The following is a 16,047-nucleotide window of genomic DNA, read 5'->3' on the forward strand; positions in this document are numbered from 1 at the left end:
ATGCCGTCAGGCACTTGTGAACGAGGATTCGATGACCACGTACCACAGAAGCACGTTAGGTCGTTCGGCGATCGTCACCGCTGCGACGCTCACCATGGCCGCCACCGCGGCCGGGGTCGCTCCCACCGCGGGGGCGGCGACGCCCGTCGCGCCGAAGCTCAAACTGATCGCCGCGGCCAAGTCCGTGACCCTCGAACGGTGGAGAGGGGAGCCGGGCGTCTACCTGGACCTGGGGACCTACATCACCGTCGACAAGGCGGCCCTGGAGTTCCGGGTGACCCGCAAGTCCTACAACGACCCCGTCGTCGCCCAGCAGATCACCCGCAGCGGCGGGACCACGCACACCAAGACCCTTCCGGCCGGCCTGGTCAAGGACTTCACGGGCCTGCCCGGGTTCCTCGAGGTCACCGTCACCGACGCCGCGGGCGCGAAGGTGCTGAGCACGAAACAGGCCTTCTGCCCGAACAACCGGGCCGGACGCATCCGCCCGGACGCCCCGGCGACCTCCCGCTACCCCGGCGGCTGCTCGGACAACCCCTTCACCCTCGGCGGTGTCTGGGGCACCGAGCAGGGCTGGGCGGCCGGGGTCGGCCAGAGCTGGGACAGCGCACCCGCGGACCTGGCCGCCGGCCAGTACACGGCGACGGTGCGGGTGGCCAAGAAGTACCGTGACCTCTTCGGCATGACCGACGCACCGCAGACGATCAAGGTGACCGTGCAGGACGCCGGCGAGGGCGGCGCGGGCGCGGCCCCGCGCACCCCTGCCGCCGACGGCGCGGTGACGGGCAAGGCCTCCTCGGGGGCGGCCTCACGCGTGCTGAAGCCCAACAAGCACCGCCCGACCGGCGCCCGTACCGACGCGGCCGCCCTGCCCAAGCCCGACCTGCGGGCCTTGCCGGCGTACGGCATCTCCCTCAACGACGGCTCCGACGGCGGCGAGGGAGCGGCCGCGGGCAAGGACTACCTGGCCTTCGGCGCCACCGTGTGGAACGGCGGCCCCTCTCCGCTGGTCGTCGACGGCTTCCGCAAGCCCGGCGCCGACACGATGGACGCCTACCAGTACTTCTACGACGCCAACGGCAAGCAGGTCGGGTACACGCCCACCGGCAGCATGGAATGGGACCCCAGGGAGGGTCACCAGCACTGGCACTTCCACGACTTCGCCAGTTACCGGCTGCTGGGTGCGGACAAGAAGGAGATCGTCCGCAGCGGCAAGGAGGCGTTCTGCCTGGCCAACACGGACGCCATCGACTACACGGTGAAGAACGCCAACTGGCACCCGGACAACACCGACCTCGCCACCGCCTGCGGTGAGGAGAACTCGGTGTCCGTGCGGGAGGTGCTGGACGTCGGCAACGGCGACACCTACAGCCAGATCCGTCCCGGTCAGTCGTTCGACGTCACCGGCCTGCCGAACGGCACGTACTACATCCAGGTCATCGCCAACCCCGACCACCGCCTGAAGGAGACGAGCACCACGAACAACGTCTCCCTGCGCAAGGTCGTCCTGGGCGGCACGACCGGCGCCCGCACGGTGACCGTGCCGGCGGTCGGCCTCGTCGACGCGCCCTGATCCGACAGCCGCACCGCAGGGTCGGGCGGTCCGGCGGGACCGCCCGACCCTGCGTCATGCCGTCGTCGACCTGACCGGATACGCGTCGGCCGACGACGGTGACGTTGTTCCGGCGCCCGGGTCGGTCAGTTCGCCGACGGGTCCGTCCCCGCCCGCTGCGACACCTTGGCGGTGACGTCGACGGTCTGACCGGCCGGGGGAGCGGTGACGTCCACGGCGGTGCCGAAGCCGCTCAGGTCCATGACGACCCTCGCGCGGGCCTGGCGCGGAGTGGCACTGGAGCCCGTCCGCGCGGAGTTCTTGACCGTCATCAGGATCTGCTGGCGGCGGGTGCGCCCGTCCTTGTCGATCCAGAGGTCCACGGGCACGCTGTCTCCGAGCCGCGCGCGCAGTTTCCGCTCCTGTGCCGAGTCGCCCTTGGCCAGCTTGGAGAGATCGAGCAGAACGCGGTAGTGCGTGGTGGACACGCCGTTCACCGTCTCCTCGCCCACCTTGCGCACGTCCTTCCCGGACAGGGACTCGGTGTAGGCGAAGGAGTCGGCCGGGTCGCTCATCGTGGCGCCGCTGCCCTGCGAGGTGTCGAGCCGGCGCAGGTCGACTTTCATCCAGCTCTTGCCGTGGGGGAGCCGGCCGACCGCCGCCGGGGCCTTCTCGTAGAGGACGTGGTCGACGATGCGCTGCTCCAGCTGCCGGTTGCCCTGGCCCAGGCGCAGGCGACTGGTGCCGTCGCGGAGATCGAGCACTCCCGAGCCGGTGATCGTCTGCTCGTCGGAGCCGGCGGAGACGGTGGTCGACAGCTTGATCCGCGCGGTCTTCGCCTGGCTGGTCTTCGCGTGGGTCGCCTGGACCACCTTCGCCGACGACTGCTGCGTCCTGCCTTCCGACACCGTTCCGCCGGCGCCGCTCGCGCCTTTCCCGCCGCTGTCGTTGCCGCATCCCGTCAGCAGCGCGACGGACAGCAGACCGCTCGTGCCCCACACGGCCGGGCGGGATGCGCGTAAGGACCGTTTCATTCGGTTCAACTCCTGCTTCTTTCAACGCCGTTGTTCCATGGGTTCCTCCGGTACCAGGACCGGCGTCGGCGAAACCCCGATCGAGGGCGCGGAGACGGTTCTACGGCAGCGGGGTGCCGCCGGTGGCGTTGACGATCTCGGCCGTGATGAAGGATGCCTCCTGAGAGGCGAGGAACACGTAGGCCGGGGCCATCTCCGCCGGCTGCGCCGGGCGGCCGATCGGGGACTGCTTGCCGAACTCCGCGGTGTCCGGCAGCGTCGCCGGGATCAGCGGGGTCCACACCGGGCCCGGAGCCACCGCGTTGACGCGGATACCGCGGTCGATCAGCATCTGGGCCAGTCCCTGGGTGAAGGTGACGATGGCGCCCTTGGTCATGGCGTAGTCGAGCAGATGCGGGCTGGGCTTGTACGCCTGCACGGACGTGGAGTTGATGACGCTGCCGCCCCCGGGGATGTGCGGCACGGCGAACTTCGTCAGCCAGAACATGCCGTATAGGTTGGTGCGCAGCACACGGTCGAACTGCTCGGTGGAGATGGCCTCGATGCCGTCCGGCTGGGACATCTGGTAGGCCGCGTTGTTCACCAGCACGTCGATGCGGCCGAACTCGGCGACCGCCTGGTCCACGAGAGCCCGGCAGTTGTCCTCCTCGCGGATGTCGCAGGCGACCGGCAGCGCGCGCCGGCCGGCGTCCTCCACCAGCCGTGCCGTCTCCCGGGCCTCGTCCTTCTCCTCCTCCAGGTAGGTGAAGAGGACATCGGCGCCCTCCCGGGCGAACGCCAGGCACACCGCCCGGCCGATCCCGGAATCCCCGCCGGTGACCACGGCCTTGCGGTCCGCCAGGCGGCCACTGCCGCGGTAGGACTCCTCCCCGTGGTCCGGAGGCGGGTCCATCGGTCCGGTCCAGCCGGGATGCTGCTGGTCCTGGGAGGGGAAGTCGGGCTGCGGGTGCTGATGCGTGGGGTGCTGTGGCTGGGCCACGGTGCGTCCTCCTCGTGTGCCGCCGCGACGCCGGTACGGCGCCCGGCGCGATGTGCGTGGTGGGGTGCCCCCAGGTACCCGAGCCGGCACGGACCACACCGGAGATCGCCGAGCGCCCGGACTCCGTCATGGACCGCGGTCTTGGGGAAACCCGCAGTTCATGAGGGTGCTGACGGAGTTGCGCGAGGGCGACCGGATCGTGACACGGCGGGTTGCCGTTCGAATGCCGGCGCGTGTCGGCAAGGCGCTGACGATGGTGGAGAAGGCCGCGCAGAAAACGAAGCTGTGGTGCTGTGCCGCCGGGACGATGGCCCTGTTCGGCGGTCGGCGCGGTCGCCGGGCCGCGGCCGGCGGACTGGGCGCCGTCGTGGTGGCCCAGGTGATCTGCAGCGGTCTGTGCAAACGGCTCAACGACCGGCCCCGCCCCCCAGCGGAATGGTTTCCGCACGACGAGGTCGAGGACCGCCCCGACTCGTCGTCGTTTCCCTCGGGTCACACCGCCGTCGCTGCCGCCTTCGCCGGCGCCGTCGTTCCCGCCTGGCCGGTCGCCGGCGCCCTGTGCGCCGTGCCCGCTGCCCTGGTGGCCGTCGAGCGGGTGTGGAGCGGAGCGCACTACCCCACCGACGTCGCGGCCGGCGCCGCCATCGGTCTCGCCAGTGCCGCTCTGGGGCGCTCCACGCCGCGCCTGCTGCGACGCTCGCTGACCGGCTGGTGCCGCACCGGGCAACGTTCACCTCGCCCACCGGACAAGCGACCCGTGGCATACGGGCGTTGGACGCGGTCCGCGTAGTCTCGCGGGATGCATTCGCATCGCAGCTTCCACAACCCTCCCGCGCTACCTCACGAGGTGGTGGCCGAGACATTGGAGCGGGCGCTGCGTGACCGTTCGGCAGAGGGTGAGGCGGCTGGAGTCCTCGTCGGCACCGCGTTGCACGACGACGACGCGGAGTTCGTCGAGCACTGGTGCGTGCAGGTCGGGACGCGGGCGGTGCCGGGAAGTCCGCTGCTCGGGCTGGCCGGGTTGTGCCTGGGCCATGCCGCTCGTCGCTTCGGGTGTCTCAGTGCGGAGGCCCGGGCCCTGGTGGAGTCACTGGCTGCGCGAGCCGAGGCGGATCCGTCGGACGTGGACGGTCGGGCCCTCGACGGCCATGACGATGTCCGGAGTTTCCTGCACCTGTGGTGACAGCAGACCGTGCTCTAGTCGGCGTCGCTGGTGGCCCGGACGGGCTTGTCGCGGGTCTCGTCACCCCGCATGGGCAGCTTCAGCGGCCGGCCTTCGCGGTGGGACCAGATGTCACGAAGGATCACCTGAATCATTCCGGTGACGGGAATGGCGAGCAGGGCTCCGAGAATTCCCGCGATCTCGACGGCCAGCAGAATCGCGACCAGAACGGTCAGCGGATTCAGTTTCACGGTCCGGGAGAGAATGAGCGGCTGCAGCAGGTGGTTTTCGACCTGCTGGTAGACGACGAAGAAGACGATGGCGGCGATGCCGGCCGGAAGGGAATGGACGAACGCCGCGACGGAGGCGACGACGGCGCCCAGCGTGGCTCCCACGAGCGGAATGAGGTCGGTGATGGCGACGAAGAGGGCCAGCAGTCCGGCGAACGGCACCCCGGCGATCAGCAGCATCACATAGGTCAGGACGCCACAGATGACGCTGATCAGCAGGTTTCCGGTCAGGTAGCCGTTGACGGTCCGGGCGCACTCGGCGCCCACCCGGCGGATGCGCGCGGCGCGGGCCTCGTCGGTCAGGGCGAGCGCGCCGCCGACGACCTTGGGTCCCTCGAGGACCATCAGATAGGCCAGGACGAAGATGGTGACGGCGCCCGCGACGGTGGTGGCCGCGCTGCGGACGAACGCCAGGGCGGGTGTGCCGAGGCCGGTGGCGAAGGAGCGGATCTGCCCGCGATGCTGCTGGACGTAGCGCAGGGCATGGGTGCGCTCCAGCAGGTCCCCGACCGGTCCGCGGCCGGCGCGGGCGTCCTCGATGAGGTGGGGCAGCCGGCCGGCGAGCCGGGAGCCCTCCTGAGCCAGCGGCGTGACGAAGAGCGCCACCAGGCCGCCGACGACCACGACCGCGAGCAGGAAGACCAGCAGCGTGGCCACCGAGCGCCGGCAGCGCGTGACCCGTCGCTCCAGCGCGTCGACCGCCGGGTACAGGGCGACGGCGAAGAACAGCGCGATCACGATCCACACCAGGACCCGGCGGGTCTGGACCACCAGTTGCAGTGCGACGTAGGCAGTGAGCACCAGACCGATGGCGGCGAGAATGGTGCGTACCGGAACGGGGCGCCTTTCCATGGCCACAGGGTGCCCGGCAGCCGCCGGCGGAAACGGGTCGTGCGCCGTCGTACGTCTCACTCGGTGCGCCCGGTGAAGAAGTCCGCCAGTGCGGACGCGAGGGCCTGAGGGGCCTGTTCGGCGACGTGGTGCCCGGAGTCGATGCCGTGGCCGCGGACGTCTGCCGCCCACTGCTGCCAGATCTTCAGCGGGTCGCCGTAGAGGTCCTCGAGATCGTCCTGCAGCGACCACAGGATCAGGGCCGGGCAGCCGATGCGCACTCCGGCGGCGCGGTCCTTGTCCTCGTGCTGCCTGTCGATGGTCAGCCCCGCCCGGTAGTCCTCCAGCATGGCCCGCACCACGTCGGGATTCCGCATGGCCGCCCGCCACTCGTCGTGGTTCTCGCGTCCCATGCGGTGCGGGTCGCCGCGGTACCAGCTGTCGGGATCGGCGTTGATGACGCGCTCGGGAATGTCCGGCTGCGCGAAGAAGAACCAGTGCCACCACCGGGTGGCGAACTCGGCGGTGATCCGGGACAGGTGCTCCGTGATGGGCAGGCAGTCGATCAGCGCCACGCGCGAGACGACGTCCGGATGGTCGAGGACCAGGCGCAGGGCGACGGCGCCTCCGCGATCGTGCCCGGCCAGCGCGAACCGGTCGTGGCCCAGGGCGCGCAGCACCGCGACCACGTCCCCGGCGACGGCCCGCTTGGAGTGCGCGGCATGGTCCGCGGTGGGCGCCGGGCCGGTCGACCGGCCGTATCCGCGCAGGTCGGGGCAGACGACGGTGAAGCCGCGCCGGACGAGGCGCGGGGCGACCCGGTGCCAGGTCGCGGACGTGCGGGGGTGGCCGTGGAGCAGCACCACCGCCGGTCCCTGCCCGCCGTACCGGACGAACGCCGACGCCTCGCCGACGTCCACCTGCCTGGTCTCGAAGTCCTCGAACAAGGCTGTGCCCTCCCGCCTCCTGCCGACCGAGCATCCCCGGTACCCCGCAGCCGGTCCGGCACACGGGCCGGCGAGGCCGTCAGCTCACGGTCGACGCCGTCACCGGCCGCGACGGCGCCATGGCCCAGCGGACCGCCGAGGTGACGGCCTGCCCCAGCGGCCGGACGCACCACTCGTCGACCAACGGCAGCCTGGGCAGGCGCAGTTCGCGGGCGGCCCAGTCGGGCAGCAGGGAGACGGCGTTGGCGGCCAGCACTCCGTAGGGAAGCCGGGCGGCGAGCGGCACGGGCGGGTTGAGCAGCAGGAAGCGGGCGGCCTCCCTGGCCTGCGGGGAGGCCCGCAGCTCCGGGCGGTAGTCGTCGAGGAGGCGTGCGAGTTCCGCGCGGTCGCGGGGCGGGTCGAGCACGCCCAGCTCGGCGGCGATGCGCGCGGCGTCGGCGATGTAGCCGTCGCAGCCGTCGTCGGTGAGGGGCGCGGTGCCGAAGCGCTGGTGCGCGCGCAGGAAGCTGTCGACCTCGGCGGCGTGCACCCAGCCGAGCAGATGGGGATCGGCGGCGTGGTAGGCGTCGCCGTCGGGGGTGAAGCCCCGGACGCGTTCGTGCACCGCCCGGACCTGGGCGCAGGCCTCCTGCGCGTGCTCGACCGTCCCGAAGGTGGTCGTGGCGAGGAAGGTGCTCGTGCGCTGCAGCCGGCCCCACGGGTCGCCGCGGTAGCCGGAGTGGGCGGCGACGGCCGCCATGGCGTGCGGGTGCAGGGACTGCAGGAGCAGGGCGGACAGTCCGCCGATGAACATCGACGCGTCCGCGTGCACCCGCCGGATGGGCCGCTCCGGCCCGAACCAGCGCGGGCCGGGCGTGCCGTGGATGCGGGCGCGGTTGCGGGGGCCGTCGGGCCCGGCGACACGGGTGAAGAGGCCGTGGCCCAGCTGCTGTCGCAGTCCGGGGCCGCCGAAAGGAAGCAGTCTCATCAGCGGTGGGCCCTTCTCTCGGTCGCTGGGGGAAATGAGGCGGGACCTCCGGTGTCGGAGGGCGGTCCGGCCGGGCGGAACAGCGGGGACGCCCGAGAACGGACAAGCGGGCCCGTCGGCTGGGCAGCCGCGGACCCGCTCTGTCGTACCGCTTTCCCTACCAGCGGTACCAGCGGCCCTTGCGGCCGCCGTTCCCGGCCGGCCGGACCACGAATCCCAGCAGCCACAGCACCAGGACGATGACCGCGATCCACCACAGTGCCTTGAGGGCGAAACCGGCACCGAAAAGAATCAGAGCAAGCAGCAGAACAAGAAGCAAAGGAACCATTTGTTGTCCACCTCCGGCGCTTCATGTGCCCCGGAAGAGGCGCCCTAAGCAGGGAATTCACAGTTGTTTGAGCCGGGCTCGGCCGGGAATTCGCTCTGTTTTCGCATCGTCGTTCCTTCGCCGGATCAGCCGGGAAAGCGGCCGGTGGAGCGCAGCAGCCAGCGGCGCTCCGCGTAGGCCAGGTCCTCGCGCCAGAGCCGGCCGGCCGCCGACACCATGAACCGGCGCAGCACCGGTGCCGCCGTGCGGGCCACGGCGAAGCCGGGACGCTCCGAGGAGGCCACGACCGCCTCCACGACGGCGGTGCGCGGCCGCCCCCGCTCGTCCGGCCCGAGGGGCGTGGCGTGCGTCTCGACGACGGATCCGCGGCCCTCGCCCTCGGTGATGCGCATGACGATCGTGCGCGGTTCGGGACTGGTGAACACCGCCCGTACCGGGACGACCAGCCGTCCGGCGACCTTGAAGGAGACGTCGACGGTGAACCCGTCGTCGTCCGGCGTGTCCGCGTCGGGCGCGTGGGCCACGGTCAGGTCGACGAAGGAGTGCGGGTGGAACCAGGCTCCGTGCCAGGGGTCGAGCCGGTTGGCGACGATGTCCTCGGGTTCGCAGATCCCGATTCCGCTGTACACGGCGGCGACGGAACCCGACAGCCGGGGGCGGGCGGGGACGACGGGCGCATCCAGCGGTTCCTCGCCGCCGACCGCGTCCAGGCGCACCCAGACGAGGACCCCGTCGTCGTGCACCGGCACCGGGTCCCAGCCGGCGAACGACGTGCCCTTCAGGGCCATGCCGTGCCAGTGGCACACCAGCGTGCCGCAGCGCACCGGGCTCTCGGCGAGCGGCGCGCCCAGGTGCGGGCAGATGCCGGGGCCCGCGACGAGGCGCCCGTCGGCGGCCCGCCAGACCACGATCTCGTGTCCAGCCACCGTGCCGGACAGCGGCCGGTCCTCGCGTACGTCACGGGTCGCGCCGACGACGTACCAGTTGCCGGACGGACGGGCCTGGGCCCGCTTGAGGGCCTCGGCGATGGCACCGGGACGGGCCTGGCGCCAGGTGGGCTGCTGCTTCTCCCAGCGCGGCGGGTTCCGCCGCAGGGAGAGGGGGTAGCGGCGCGGCTTCATGTGACCTTCTCGTGCTCGTGCACCGGCTCGGGCGTGGGCGTGACCACCGGTGCGGGCGGCGCGGGGTGCGGGGGAGGGGCAGGGACCGCGGCCGCCCGGCTGCGCAGCCGGGCCGCCACGACGCGGGTCAGGCCGTCGAGGGCCACGGCGGCGCGCCGGCGGCGGGAGACCACCGCCCGGCGCTGCACCGAGCGGTAGCCGTCCTCGGCGACGGCGTCCAGGATTCCGCCGTAGAGGACGAACGCGGTGCGGATGCAGGGGCGTGACACCGGTTCGAGCATGGCCAGGCCGGGGGCCGCCTCGTCGTAGACCCGGCGGTTCAGTTCCGCGAACTCCCGCAGGGCTGCGGTGATGCGCCGGTCGGTCCGGCCGGTGTCGCGGCTCCAGCGCAGCAGCGGCCGGTCCACGCCGTGTGCGGACAGCAGGTCGGCGGGCAGGTAGACGCGGCCGCGGTCGAGGTCCTCACCGACGTCCCGCAGGAAGTTGGTGAGCTGGAAGGCCACGCCCAGCGCCGCCGCGTGCGGTGCCGCTTCCTCGCGCGGTACGACCGTGCCGAGGACCGGAAGCATCTGCAGCCCGATCACCTCGGCCGAGCCGTAGGTGTAGCGGCGCAGGTCCGCGTAGGTGGCGTAGTCGGTGACGTCGAGGTCGGCGCGCATGGCGGCCATGAAGTCGGTGAAGTACCGGTGGTCGATGGCGTACCGGTGGGCGGTGTCGGCCAGGGCGCGGACGACGGGTTCGGCGCTGTCGCCGTCGCGCAGTCCGGCCAGCAGGTCCTGCTGCAGACGGGTCAGCTGGGCCCGGCGGTCCTGGTCCGTGGCGGCCGGGTCGAGGGTGTCGACGATGTCGTCGGCCCAGCGGGCGAATCCGTACAGGGCGTGCACGGCGGACCTGCGCCGCACCGGCAGGAGGCGGGTGGCGAGGAAGTACGTCTTGCCGTGCCGGGCGTTGAGCTGCCGGCACTGGGTGTACGCCTGGCGCAGGCCGGGGTCGGTGATGCCGGCTGCGTCGAGTTCGCGGTCCGTCACGCGGGCCTCCCTTCCCGGCGGGCGGCAGGCCGCGGGCGGACACCGGCGCGAGGGGAGGCAGGGCCGCCGGTGATCCGCGCCGCGGCCAGCTTGCCCGACAGCAGCACGGTCGGCACGCCGACGCCCGGCGTGGTGCCGCAGCCGGCGAGGACCGCGTTGACGGTGCCGCGCAGCAGGTTGCGCGGCCGGAAGGGCCCGGTCTGGGCGAAGGTGTGGGCGGCGGAGAAGGGGGAGCCGGCCGCGTGTCCCTGCGCGTGCCAGTCGGCGGGGGTGACCAGGCACTGCTCCTCGATGGAGGACGCGATGCCGTCCATGCCGCGCCGCTCGAGTTCGGTGAGCAGGTCGTGCCGGTAGTCGGCGGCGAGGTCGCCCCAGGCGGTGGCACTCGGGCCCAGCTGGGTGTTCGGGCAGGGGGCGAGGATGTAGTGCAGGTGCCGGCCGGGTGGCGCGAGGGTGGGGTCGGTGGTGGTGGGGCGGGTGATGAGCAGCGAGGGGTCGCTCATCAGGCGTCCGGTCTGGGTGAGTTCGCGGAAGGTGCGCTGCCAGGCCGCGCCGAAGGAGATGGTGTGGTGGGCGAGCCACGGCCAGGTGCGGTCGGTGCCGGCGTGCAGGATCACGGCGGAGGGGGAGAAGCGCAGGGACAGCGGCCGCCGGGGGACCTGTCCGAGCAGGCGGTAGGTGACGGGCAGGTCGGGGGTGAGGACGACGGCGTCGCAGGGGATCCGCTCGTCCTCGGTGACTACGGCCGTGACGCGGTCGCCGGAACGCTCCAGACGGGTGACGTTCTGGCCGAAGCGCAGGTCGGCTCCCGCCGCCTCGGCGGCGTCCGCCATGGCCCGGGGGAGGGCGTGCATGCCGCCGCGCGGGAAGTACACGCCGGCCACGGTGTCCATGTAGGCGATGACCGCGTAGGCGGCGAGGGCGCGTTCCGGCGCCACGCCCGCGTACAGCGACTGGAAGGAGAACACCCGGCGCAGTCGCTCGTCGTCGAGGAAGCGGCCGATGCGCGCGTCCAGGCGGCCGAATCCGCCCAGTGCGGCCAGCCGGGCGAGGTCGGGGGTGAGCAGTTGCAGCGGGGAGTCGAAGTTGACGTCGATGAAGCGCCGCAGCTGCGCCTGGTAGAGCTTCTCCAGCCAGACGCGCAGTCTGCGGTAGCCGGCGGCCTCGCGCGCTCCGGCGAAGCGTTCGACCTCCGCCTCCATCGCCTGGGCGTCGGTGTGCACGTCCAGCGTGCTGCCGTCGGCGAACCGCGCCCGGTAGGCCGGGTGCAGGGGCACCAGGTCGACGCGGTCGCGCAGGCTCTCGCCGACGGCGGCGAAGGCCTCGTCGGCGATGTCGGGCATGGTCAGCACGGTGGGGCCGGTGTCGATGTGGTAGCCGTGGCGCACCAGCCGTCCGGCGCGGCCGCCGGGTGTGTCGTCGCGCTCCACCACGGTGACCCGGCGGCCGGCGCCGAGCAGGTGCAGGGCCGCCGCCAGTCCGGACAGGCCGGCGCCCACGACGACGACGTGGTCGGTGCGGCCGGGAACGGTTCGGGTCATCGGCGGGCCCCTTCTTCCGCGGTGGTCAGCGACAGGGATACGGGGACGACGTCGTCCGGGGTGGCGTCGGGCGCCTGCGGCGGCGGGGTGCCGGCCGCGGAGCGCAGCAGCGCGCGGAGCCGGTTACCGGCATGCGGCGCGAGCAGGGCGCCGTCGAGATGGCGCAGGCCCTGGGCCACGAGCCGGTCGATCTTGGCCTCGACCGTGTCGCGTGCTCCGGTGACCTCGAACACCTCGCGCACGGCGGCCAGTTCGTCCTCGGAGAGGTCGGCCCGGCCGAGGGACGTCCGCAGGACGGCGAGGGCGTGCCGGTCGCCCGCGGACTCGGCCCGCGCCTCGGCGACGGCGGCGAGGTAGGTGGGCTTGCCGCTGCGGATGTCGCCGCCCGGGGGTTTGCCGGTGTCGCGGGGGTCGCCGTAGACGTCGAGCAGGTCGTCGCGCAGCTGGAAGGCGATGCCGACGCAGCGGCCGGCCGAACACAGGGCACGCGTCGTGGTGGGGGTGGCTCCCGCCAGCGCGGCCCCCAGGGCGAGCGGGCGCTCCACGGAGTACAGGGCGCTCTTGAGGCAGGCGGCGCGGATCGCCCGGGAGAGTGAGCGCGCCGAGGTCGCCTCACCGTGGATGTCGAGGTACTGCCCGGCGACCATCTCCATGCGCATGGTGCGCCACAGGTCCCGTACCTCCCGGGCGGTCGCCCGGGGCAGCTCGGTGTCCGCCACGACGTCGTCCGCCCAGGCCAGGGCGAGATCGCCGGCCAGGATCGCGGACGCCTGCCCCAGGCGCGCGGCGCGTGGACCGGAGGTCTCGCCCGCGTACCGGTCCGCTATCTCGGCGTGCAGCGAGGGGCGTCCGCGGCGCAGGGGCGCGCCGTCCATCACGTCGTCGTGGACCAGGGCGCAGGTCTGGATCAGTTCCAGGGCGGCACCGATGCGCAGGGCGGGCCGCAGCATCGACGAATCGCCGCCGCAGGCGCGCATCCCCCACCACACCAGGCTCGAGCGGCTGAACTTGCCGCCGTCCTCCGTGAAGCGCGCGACGCGGGCGGCCAGGTCCCGCGCGAAGAGCGGATCGACGGCTTCGGCCGCCGTGAGCCGCCGGGCGAGCAGCTCGGCGAGCACACCGCGTACGGCGCCCGGCACGTCCGCGTCGACGGCGCGCAGAGCGTCCGATCCGGTCGGATGTGCGCTGTGCCGTCGAGTGCCGTGGGGGCGGTGTTCCTGTGCCGCGGTGGGGCTCATGCCGGTTCCCGTCATCGAGATCCTCGTGATCAGAGCTGGCTTCGTCGTCATGGGTTCCGGCCGGGCGCGCACGACGGATGCGGTGCGATCCGGAAAACGACACGTGGGTGGGCAGGGTTTCGGCCGCTGTGCTTGCGCGAACACGTCTTCTGGCCGGTGAGCTGTCGGGTCGGTGCGTGCACGGGTTCTGTTCGCGAATGTGACACGGATGGGCGGCGATCGCAGGGCGCTGGTTTCGACGCACAGACGATGCAAGTTGTCCTCGCTGCATCGATTTCGGAGGGTGGAGCAGTCACCGTCGCTCCAGGCGGCGCAACCGGCGATGCAGAGGAGTAGTCATGACGACCGCCCCCCAGATCAGCGCAGACCTCCTCGACGACGCCGAACTCGTCGACGGGTTCCTCGCCGGCGACGAGGCATGCCTGGAGGTCGTGCACGACCGCTGGCGCTCGCTCGTGTACGGCCTCGCGATGCGCTCGCTGGGAGACGCGAGGGACGCGGAGGACGTCACCCAGATGGTCTTCCTCGCGGCGTGGCGGGGCCGCGCCGGATTCGCACCCGACCGGGGTACCTTGCCGGGCTGGCTGGTGGGCATCACCCGCCGGAAGATCGCCGACGCGCTCGCGGCGCGCACCCGGCGCTCCGAACTCGTCGCCGCCGCCGGTGCCAGACTGATGGTGACGGCTCCCCAGGAGACGGTGCGGCCGGAGGCGTCGCTCGACCGCGTGCTCCTGGACGACGAACTGTCACGGCTGCCCGCCCCGCAACGCCGCGTGCTCAACCTCGCCTTCCACGACGACCTGACCCAGACCCAGATCGCCCAGCTCACCGGATGGCCGCTGGGCACCGTCAAGAGCCACGTCCGGCGGGGGCTGCACCGCCTCGCCCGCCGCCTCGACACGGACGACGCCGAAAATTCACCCCGCACGGGCAGGTGACCAACGCATCCGCACGGGTACCGCTCCCGAAATGTTGTCGACAGGCCGAGCAGTGACACGAGAGGGGCTGAGGCGGACGTGCTCGAGGCGGAGGTCGCCATCATCGGAGCCGGAGCGGCGGGGCTGTCCCTGGCCCACCGGCTGTCCCGACCCCTCACCGGCGGCCGTCCCCCGTCCGCGATCCTGCTGGACGCCCCGCCCGGCCCGCTGCGGCCGACCCAGCGCACCTGGTGCTTCTGGGAAGCCGGCCGCGGACGCTACGACGCCGCCCTGACCGCGTCCTGGCGCCGCCTGCGCGTGCACCCGCCCACCGGTGAGCCCATCGAGGACGACATCTCGCCTTTGAGCTACAAGATGATCCGCTCCGAGGACTTCGAGGCCCTGGTCGCCCGCGACCTCGCGCGCAGCGGCCGAGTGGAGCGCCTGGAGGCCGCGGTCGACCACATCGAATCACTTCCGCAGGGCGCCGAGATCCACGCCCGCGCCGCGGACGGCCGGGAACGGTCCGTGCGGGCCCGCTGGGTGTTCGACTCCCGTCCGCCCGGCAGCCTGCCCGCGGCGCGCACCACCCTGCTCCAGCACTTCCGCGGCTGGTTCCTGCGCACCCACCGCCCGGTCTTTGACCCGTCCCGCGCCGACCTCATGGACTTCCGCACGGCCCAGCCCGCCAAAGGCCTCTCCTTCGGCTACGTCCTGCCCACCGGCACACGGCAGGCCCTGGTGGAGTACACGGAGTTCTCCCCTTCCGTCCTGTCCCAGGACGCCTACGACGCCGCGCTGAGCCACTACACCGACGCCGTCCTCGGCCTGAAGGACTACGAGATCGTCGGGACCGAGACCGGTGTCATCCCCATGACCGACGCCCCGTTCGCGCGCCAGACGGCGCCCTCCGTCTTCCGTATCGGCGCGGCCGGCGGGGCCACCCGCCCCTCGACCGGCTACACCTTCGCCGGCCTCCAGCGCCAGACCGCGGCCGTCGCCGCAGCCCTGCGCCGCGGGCGCCGCCCCGTGCCGCCGCAGCCCCACTCGGCGCGCTCGCGCGCCATGGACGCCGTACTGCTGCACGCACTCGACAGCGGCCTGGTCGACGGCGCCGCCTTCTTCTCCGGCCTGTTCGCCCGCGTCCCCATGGCGCGACTGCTGCGCTTCCTGGACGGCACCACCCGGCTGCCCGAGGACCTCGGCATCGGCCTGCACACCCCCGTCCTGCCCATGCTCCGCGCGGCCGCGGAGGTCCCGCGGCTGCCCCGGCGCCCCTTCACCGGTTCCTGAACCGCGGTGCGCCCCGCCCACCCCACCGACCCGGGAGAACGCATGACCCTGCTGCGCGACGCGGACCTGGCCACCGCGTTCGACCATGCGGCGCACTCGTACGACACGCTGGTGGCGGCCAACCCCGGCTACCACGCCCAGCTGCGCCGCTCGGCCCGCAGGCTGGGCCTGCCCGGCCCCGGCCGCGGGCTGCGCGTCCTGGACCTCGGCTGCGGAACGGGGGCGTCCACCGCTGCCCTCCGCGCCGTCCTGCCCGAGGCCGACATCACGGCCGTGGACGCCTCCGCCGGAATGCTGGCGCGTGCCGCGGCCAAGCCCTGGCCCGAGAACGTCAGGTTCGTGTGCGCCCCGGCGGAGAAACTCGCCGACGCGGGCGTCGAGGGCCCCTTCGACGCGGTGTTCGCCGCCTACCTCTTCCGCAACGTCTCGGACCCCGACGCCGTCCTGTCCACCGTCCACGACCTGCTCGCCCCGCACGGGCGGCTCGCCGTGCACGAGTACACCCTCAGCGGCCGCCCGGTCCACCGCGCGGTGTGGACGGCCGTGTGCCGGGGGCTGGTGCTGCCCGTCGCCACCGCGCTGGGCGACGGCGAGCTGTATCGCCACCTGTGGCGCAGCGTCGTCGACTTCGACACCGTCGACGCGTTCGCCGACCGGCTGCGGGCCACCGGCTTCGACCGGGTACGCGCCCTGCCCCTGCCCGGCTGGCAGACCGGCATCACCCACACCGTCGTCGGCCGGCGTGCCGGCGCCACGGCGCGGACCGCGCGATGACCGGCCCGACGGCGCGCGGCGCCCGACCCGGCCGGGACCGTCGTG

General features: G+C 72.8%; 16 protein-coding genes. 6 read left to right on the forward strand and 10 right to left on the reverse strand.

What is annotated here, in order from left to right:
• The first annotated feature begins 31 nt into the window (after positions 1–31).
• Entirely contained in the window at positions 32–1,573 is a 1,542-nt protein-coding gene (locus M8J74_RS20750; protein WP_249837864.1) for a lysyl oxidase family protein, read from the forward strand.
• A gap of 125 nt (positions 1,574–1,698) precedes the next feature.
• Here the strand turns inward: M8J74_RS20750 and M8J74_RS20755 are convergent, their stop codons facing one another.
• Positions 1,699–2,586 carry an SCO4651 family lipoprotein gene (locus tag M8J74_RS20755; protein ID WP_249837865.1) on the reverse strand — a complete coding sequence of 296 codons (888 nt, stop codon included), beginning with the start codon at positions 2,584–2,586 and terminating at the stop codon, positions 1,699–1,701.
• 100 nt (positions 2,587–2,686) lie between these two features.
• Positions 2,687–3,565 (reverse strand): SDR family oxidoreductase, encoded by an 879-nt coding sequence (locus M8J74_RS20760; protein WP_249837866.1) that lies wholly within the window; start codon positions 3,563–3,565, stop codon positions 2,687–2,689.
• A 160-nt stretch (positions 3,566–3,725) separates the two neighbouring features.
• On the opposite strand from M8J74_RS20760, the gene M8J74_RS20765 reads away from it, so the two are divergent.
• Both M8J74_RS20765 and M8J74_RS20770 read left to right on the forward strand, forming a co-directional pair.
• Positions 3,726–4,355 carry a phosphatase PAP2 family protein gene (locus M8J74_RS20765; protein WP_249837867.1) on the forward strand — a complete coding sequence of 210 codons (630 nt, stop codon included), beginning with the start codon at positions 3,726–3,728 and terminating at the stop codon, positions 4,353–4,355.
• Positions 4,356–4,364: 9 nt separating this feature from the next.
• Positions 4,365–4,748 (forward strand): hypothetical protein, encoded by a 384-nt coding sequence (locus M8J74_RS20770; RefSeq protein ID WP_249837868.1) that lies wholly within the window; start codon positions 4,365–4,367, stop codon positions 4,746–4,748.
• 14 nt (positions 4,749–4,762) lie between these two features.
• Here M8J74_RS20770 and M8J74_RS20775 read toward each other — a convergent pair whose 3' ends face one another.
• The 8 genes from M8J74_RS20775 to M8J74_RS20810 form a co-directional block, all read right to left on the reverse strand.
• Positions 4,763–5,869, reverse strand: coding sequence for an AI-2E family transporter (locus M8J74_RS20775; RefSeq protein ID WP_249837869.1), 1,107 nt, complete (start codon positions 5,867–5,869; stop codon positions 4,763–4,765).
• A 56-nt stretch (positions 5,870–5,925) separates the two neighbouring features.
• Positions 5,926–6,795 carry an alpha/beta fold hydrolase gene (locus tag M8J74_RS20780; protein ID WP_249837870.1) on the reverse strand — a complete coding sequence of 290 codons (870 nt, stop codon included), beginning with the start codon at positions 6,793–6,795 and terminating at the stop codon, positions 5,926–5,928.
• Between the two features lie 79 nt (positions 6,796–6,874).
• Positions 6,875–7,762, reverse strand: coding sequence for an oxygenase MpaB family protein (locus M8J74_RS20785; protein WP_249837871.1), 888 nt, complete (start codon positions 7,760–7,762; stop codon positions 6,875–6,877).
• 157 nt (positions 7,763–7,919) lie between these two features.
• Complete coding sequence (locus M8J74_RS20790) at positions 7,920–8,090, reverse strand: DUF5670 family protein (RefSeq protein ID WP_058927432.1); 171 nt, start codon at positions 8,088–8,090, stop codon at positions 7,920–7,922.
• A gap of 125 nt (positions 8,091–8,215) precedes the next feature.
• Positions 8,216–9,211, reverse strand: coding sequence for a Rieske (2Fe-2S) protein (locus M8J74_RS20795; protein WP_249837872.1), 996 nt, complete (start codon positions 9,209–9,211; stop codon positions 8,216–8,218).
• Positions 9,208–10,239 carry a phytoene/squalene synthase family protein gene (locus tag M8J74_RS20800; protein ID WP_249837873.1) on the reverse strand — a complete coding sequence of 344 codons (1,032 nt, stop codon included), beginning with the start codon at positions 10,237–10,239 and terminating at the stop codon, positions 9,208–9,210. The genes M8J74_RS20795 and M8J74_RS20800 overlap by 4 nt, the downstream gene beginning before the upstream one ends.
• Complete coding sequence (gene crtI / locus M8J74_RS20805; RefSeq protein ID WP_249837874.1) at positions 10,236–11,780, reverse strand: phytoene desaturase family protein; 1,545 nt, start codon at positions 11,778–11,780, stop codon at positions 10,236–10,238. The genes M8J74_RS20800 and crtI overlap by 4 nt, the downstream gene beginning before the upstream one ends.
• Positions 11,777–13,018 (reverse strand): polyprenyl synthetase family protein, encoded by a 1,242-nt coding sequence (locus M8J74_RS20810; RefSeq protein ID WP_249837875.1) that lies wholly within the window; start codon positions 13,016–13,018, stop codon positions 11,777–11,779. Before M8J74_RS20810 ends, crtI begins: the two co-directional genes overlap by 4 nt.
• 338 nt (positions 13,019–13,356) lie before the next feature.
• On the opposite strand from M8J74_RS20810, the gene M8J74_RS20815 reads away from it, so the two are divergent.
• From M8J74_RS20815 to M8J74_RS20825, 3 genes are all read left to right on the forward strand, one after another.
• On the forward strand, positions 13,357–13,956 hold the full coding sequence (locus M8J74_RS20815; RefSeq protein ID WP_249837876.1) for a sigma-70 family RNA polymerase sigma factor: 600 nt from the start codon (positions 13,357–13,359) through the stop codon (positions 13,954–13,956).
• Positions 13,957–14,034: 78 nt separating this feature from the next.
• A complete protein-coding gene (locus M8J74_RS20820; protein WP_249837877.1) occupies positions 14,035–15,228 on the forward strand; it encodes a lycopene cyclase family protein in 1,194 nt (397 codons plus the stop codon).
• Between the two features lie 42 nt (positions 15,229–15,270).
• The gene (locus tag M8J74_RS20825; RefSeq protein ID WP_249837878.1) at positions 15,271–16,002 is read left to right on the forward strand and encodes a methyltransferase domain-containing protein; all 732 of its coding nucleotides are present in this window, start codon (positions 15,271–15,273) and stop codon (positions 16,000–16,002) included.
• Positions 16,003–16,047: the final 45 nt, after the last annotated feature.

This window comes from Streptomyces panaciradicis (genome assembly GCF_023516615.1).
Classification (GTDB): Bacteria; Actinomycetota; Actinomycetes; order Streptomycetales; family Streptomycetaceae; genus Streptomyces; species Streptomyces panaciradicis.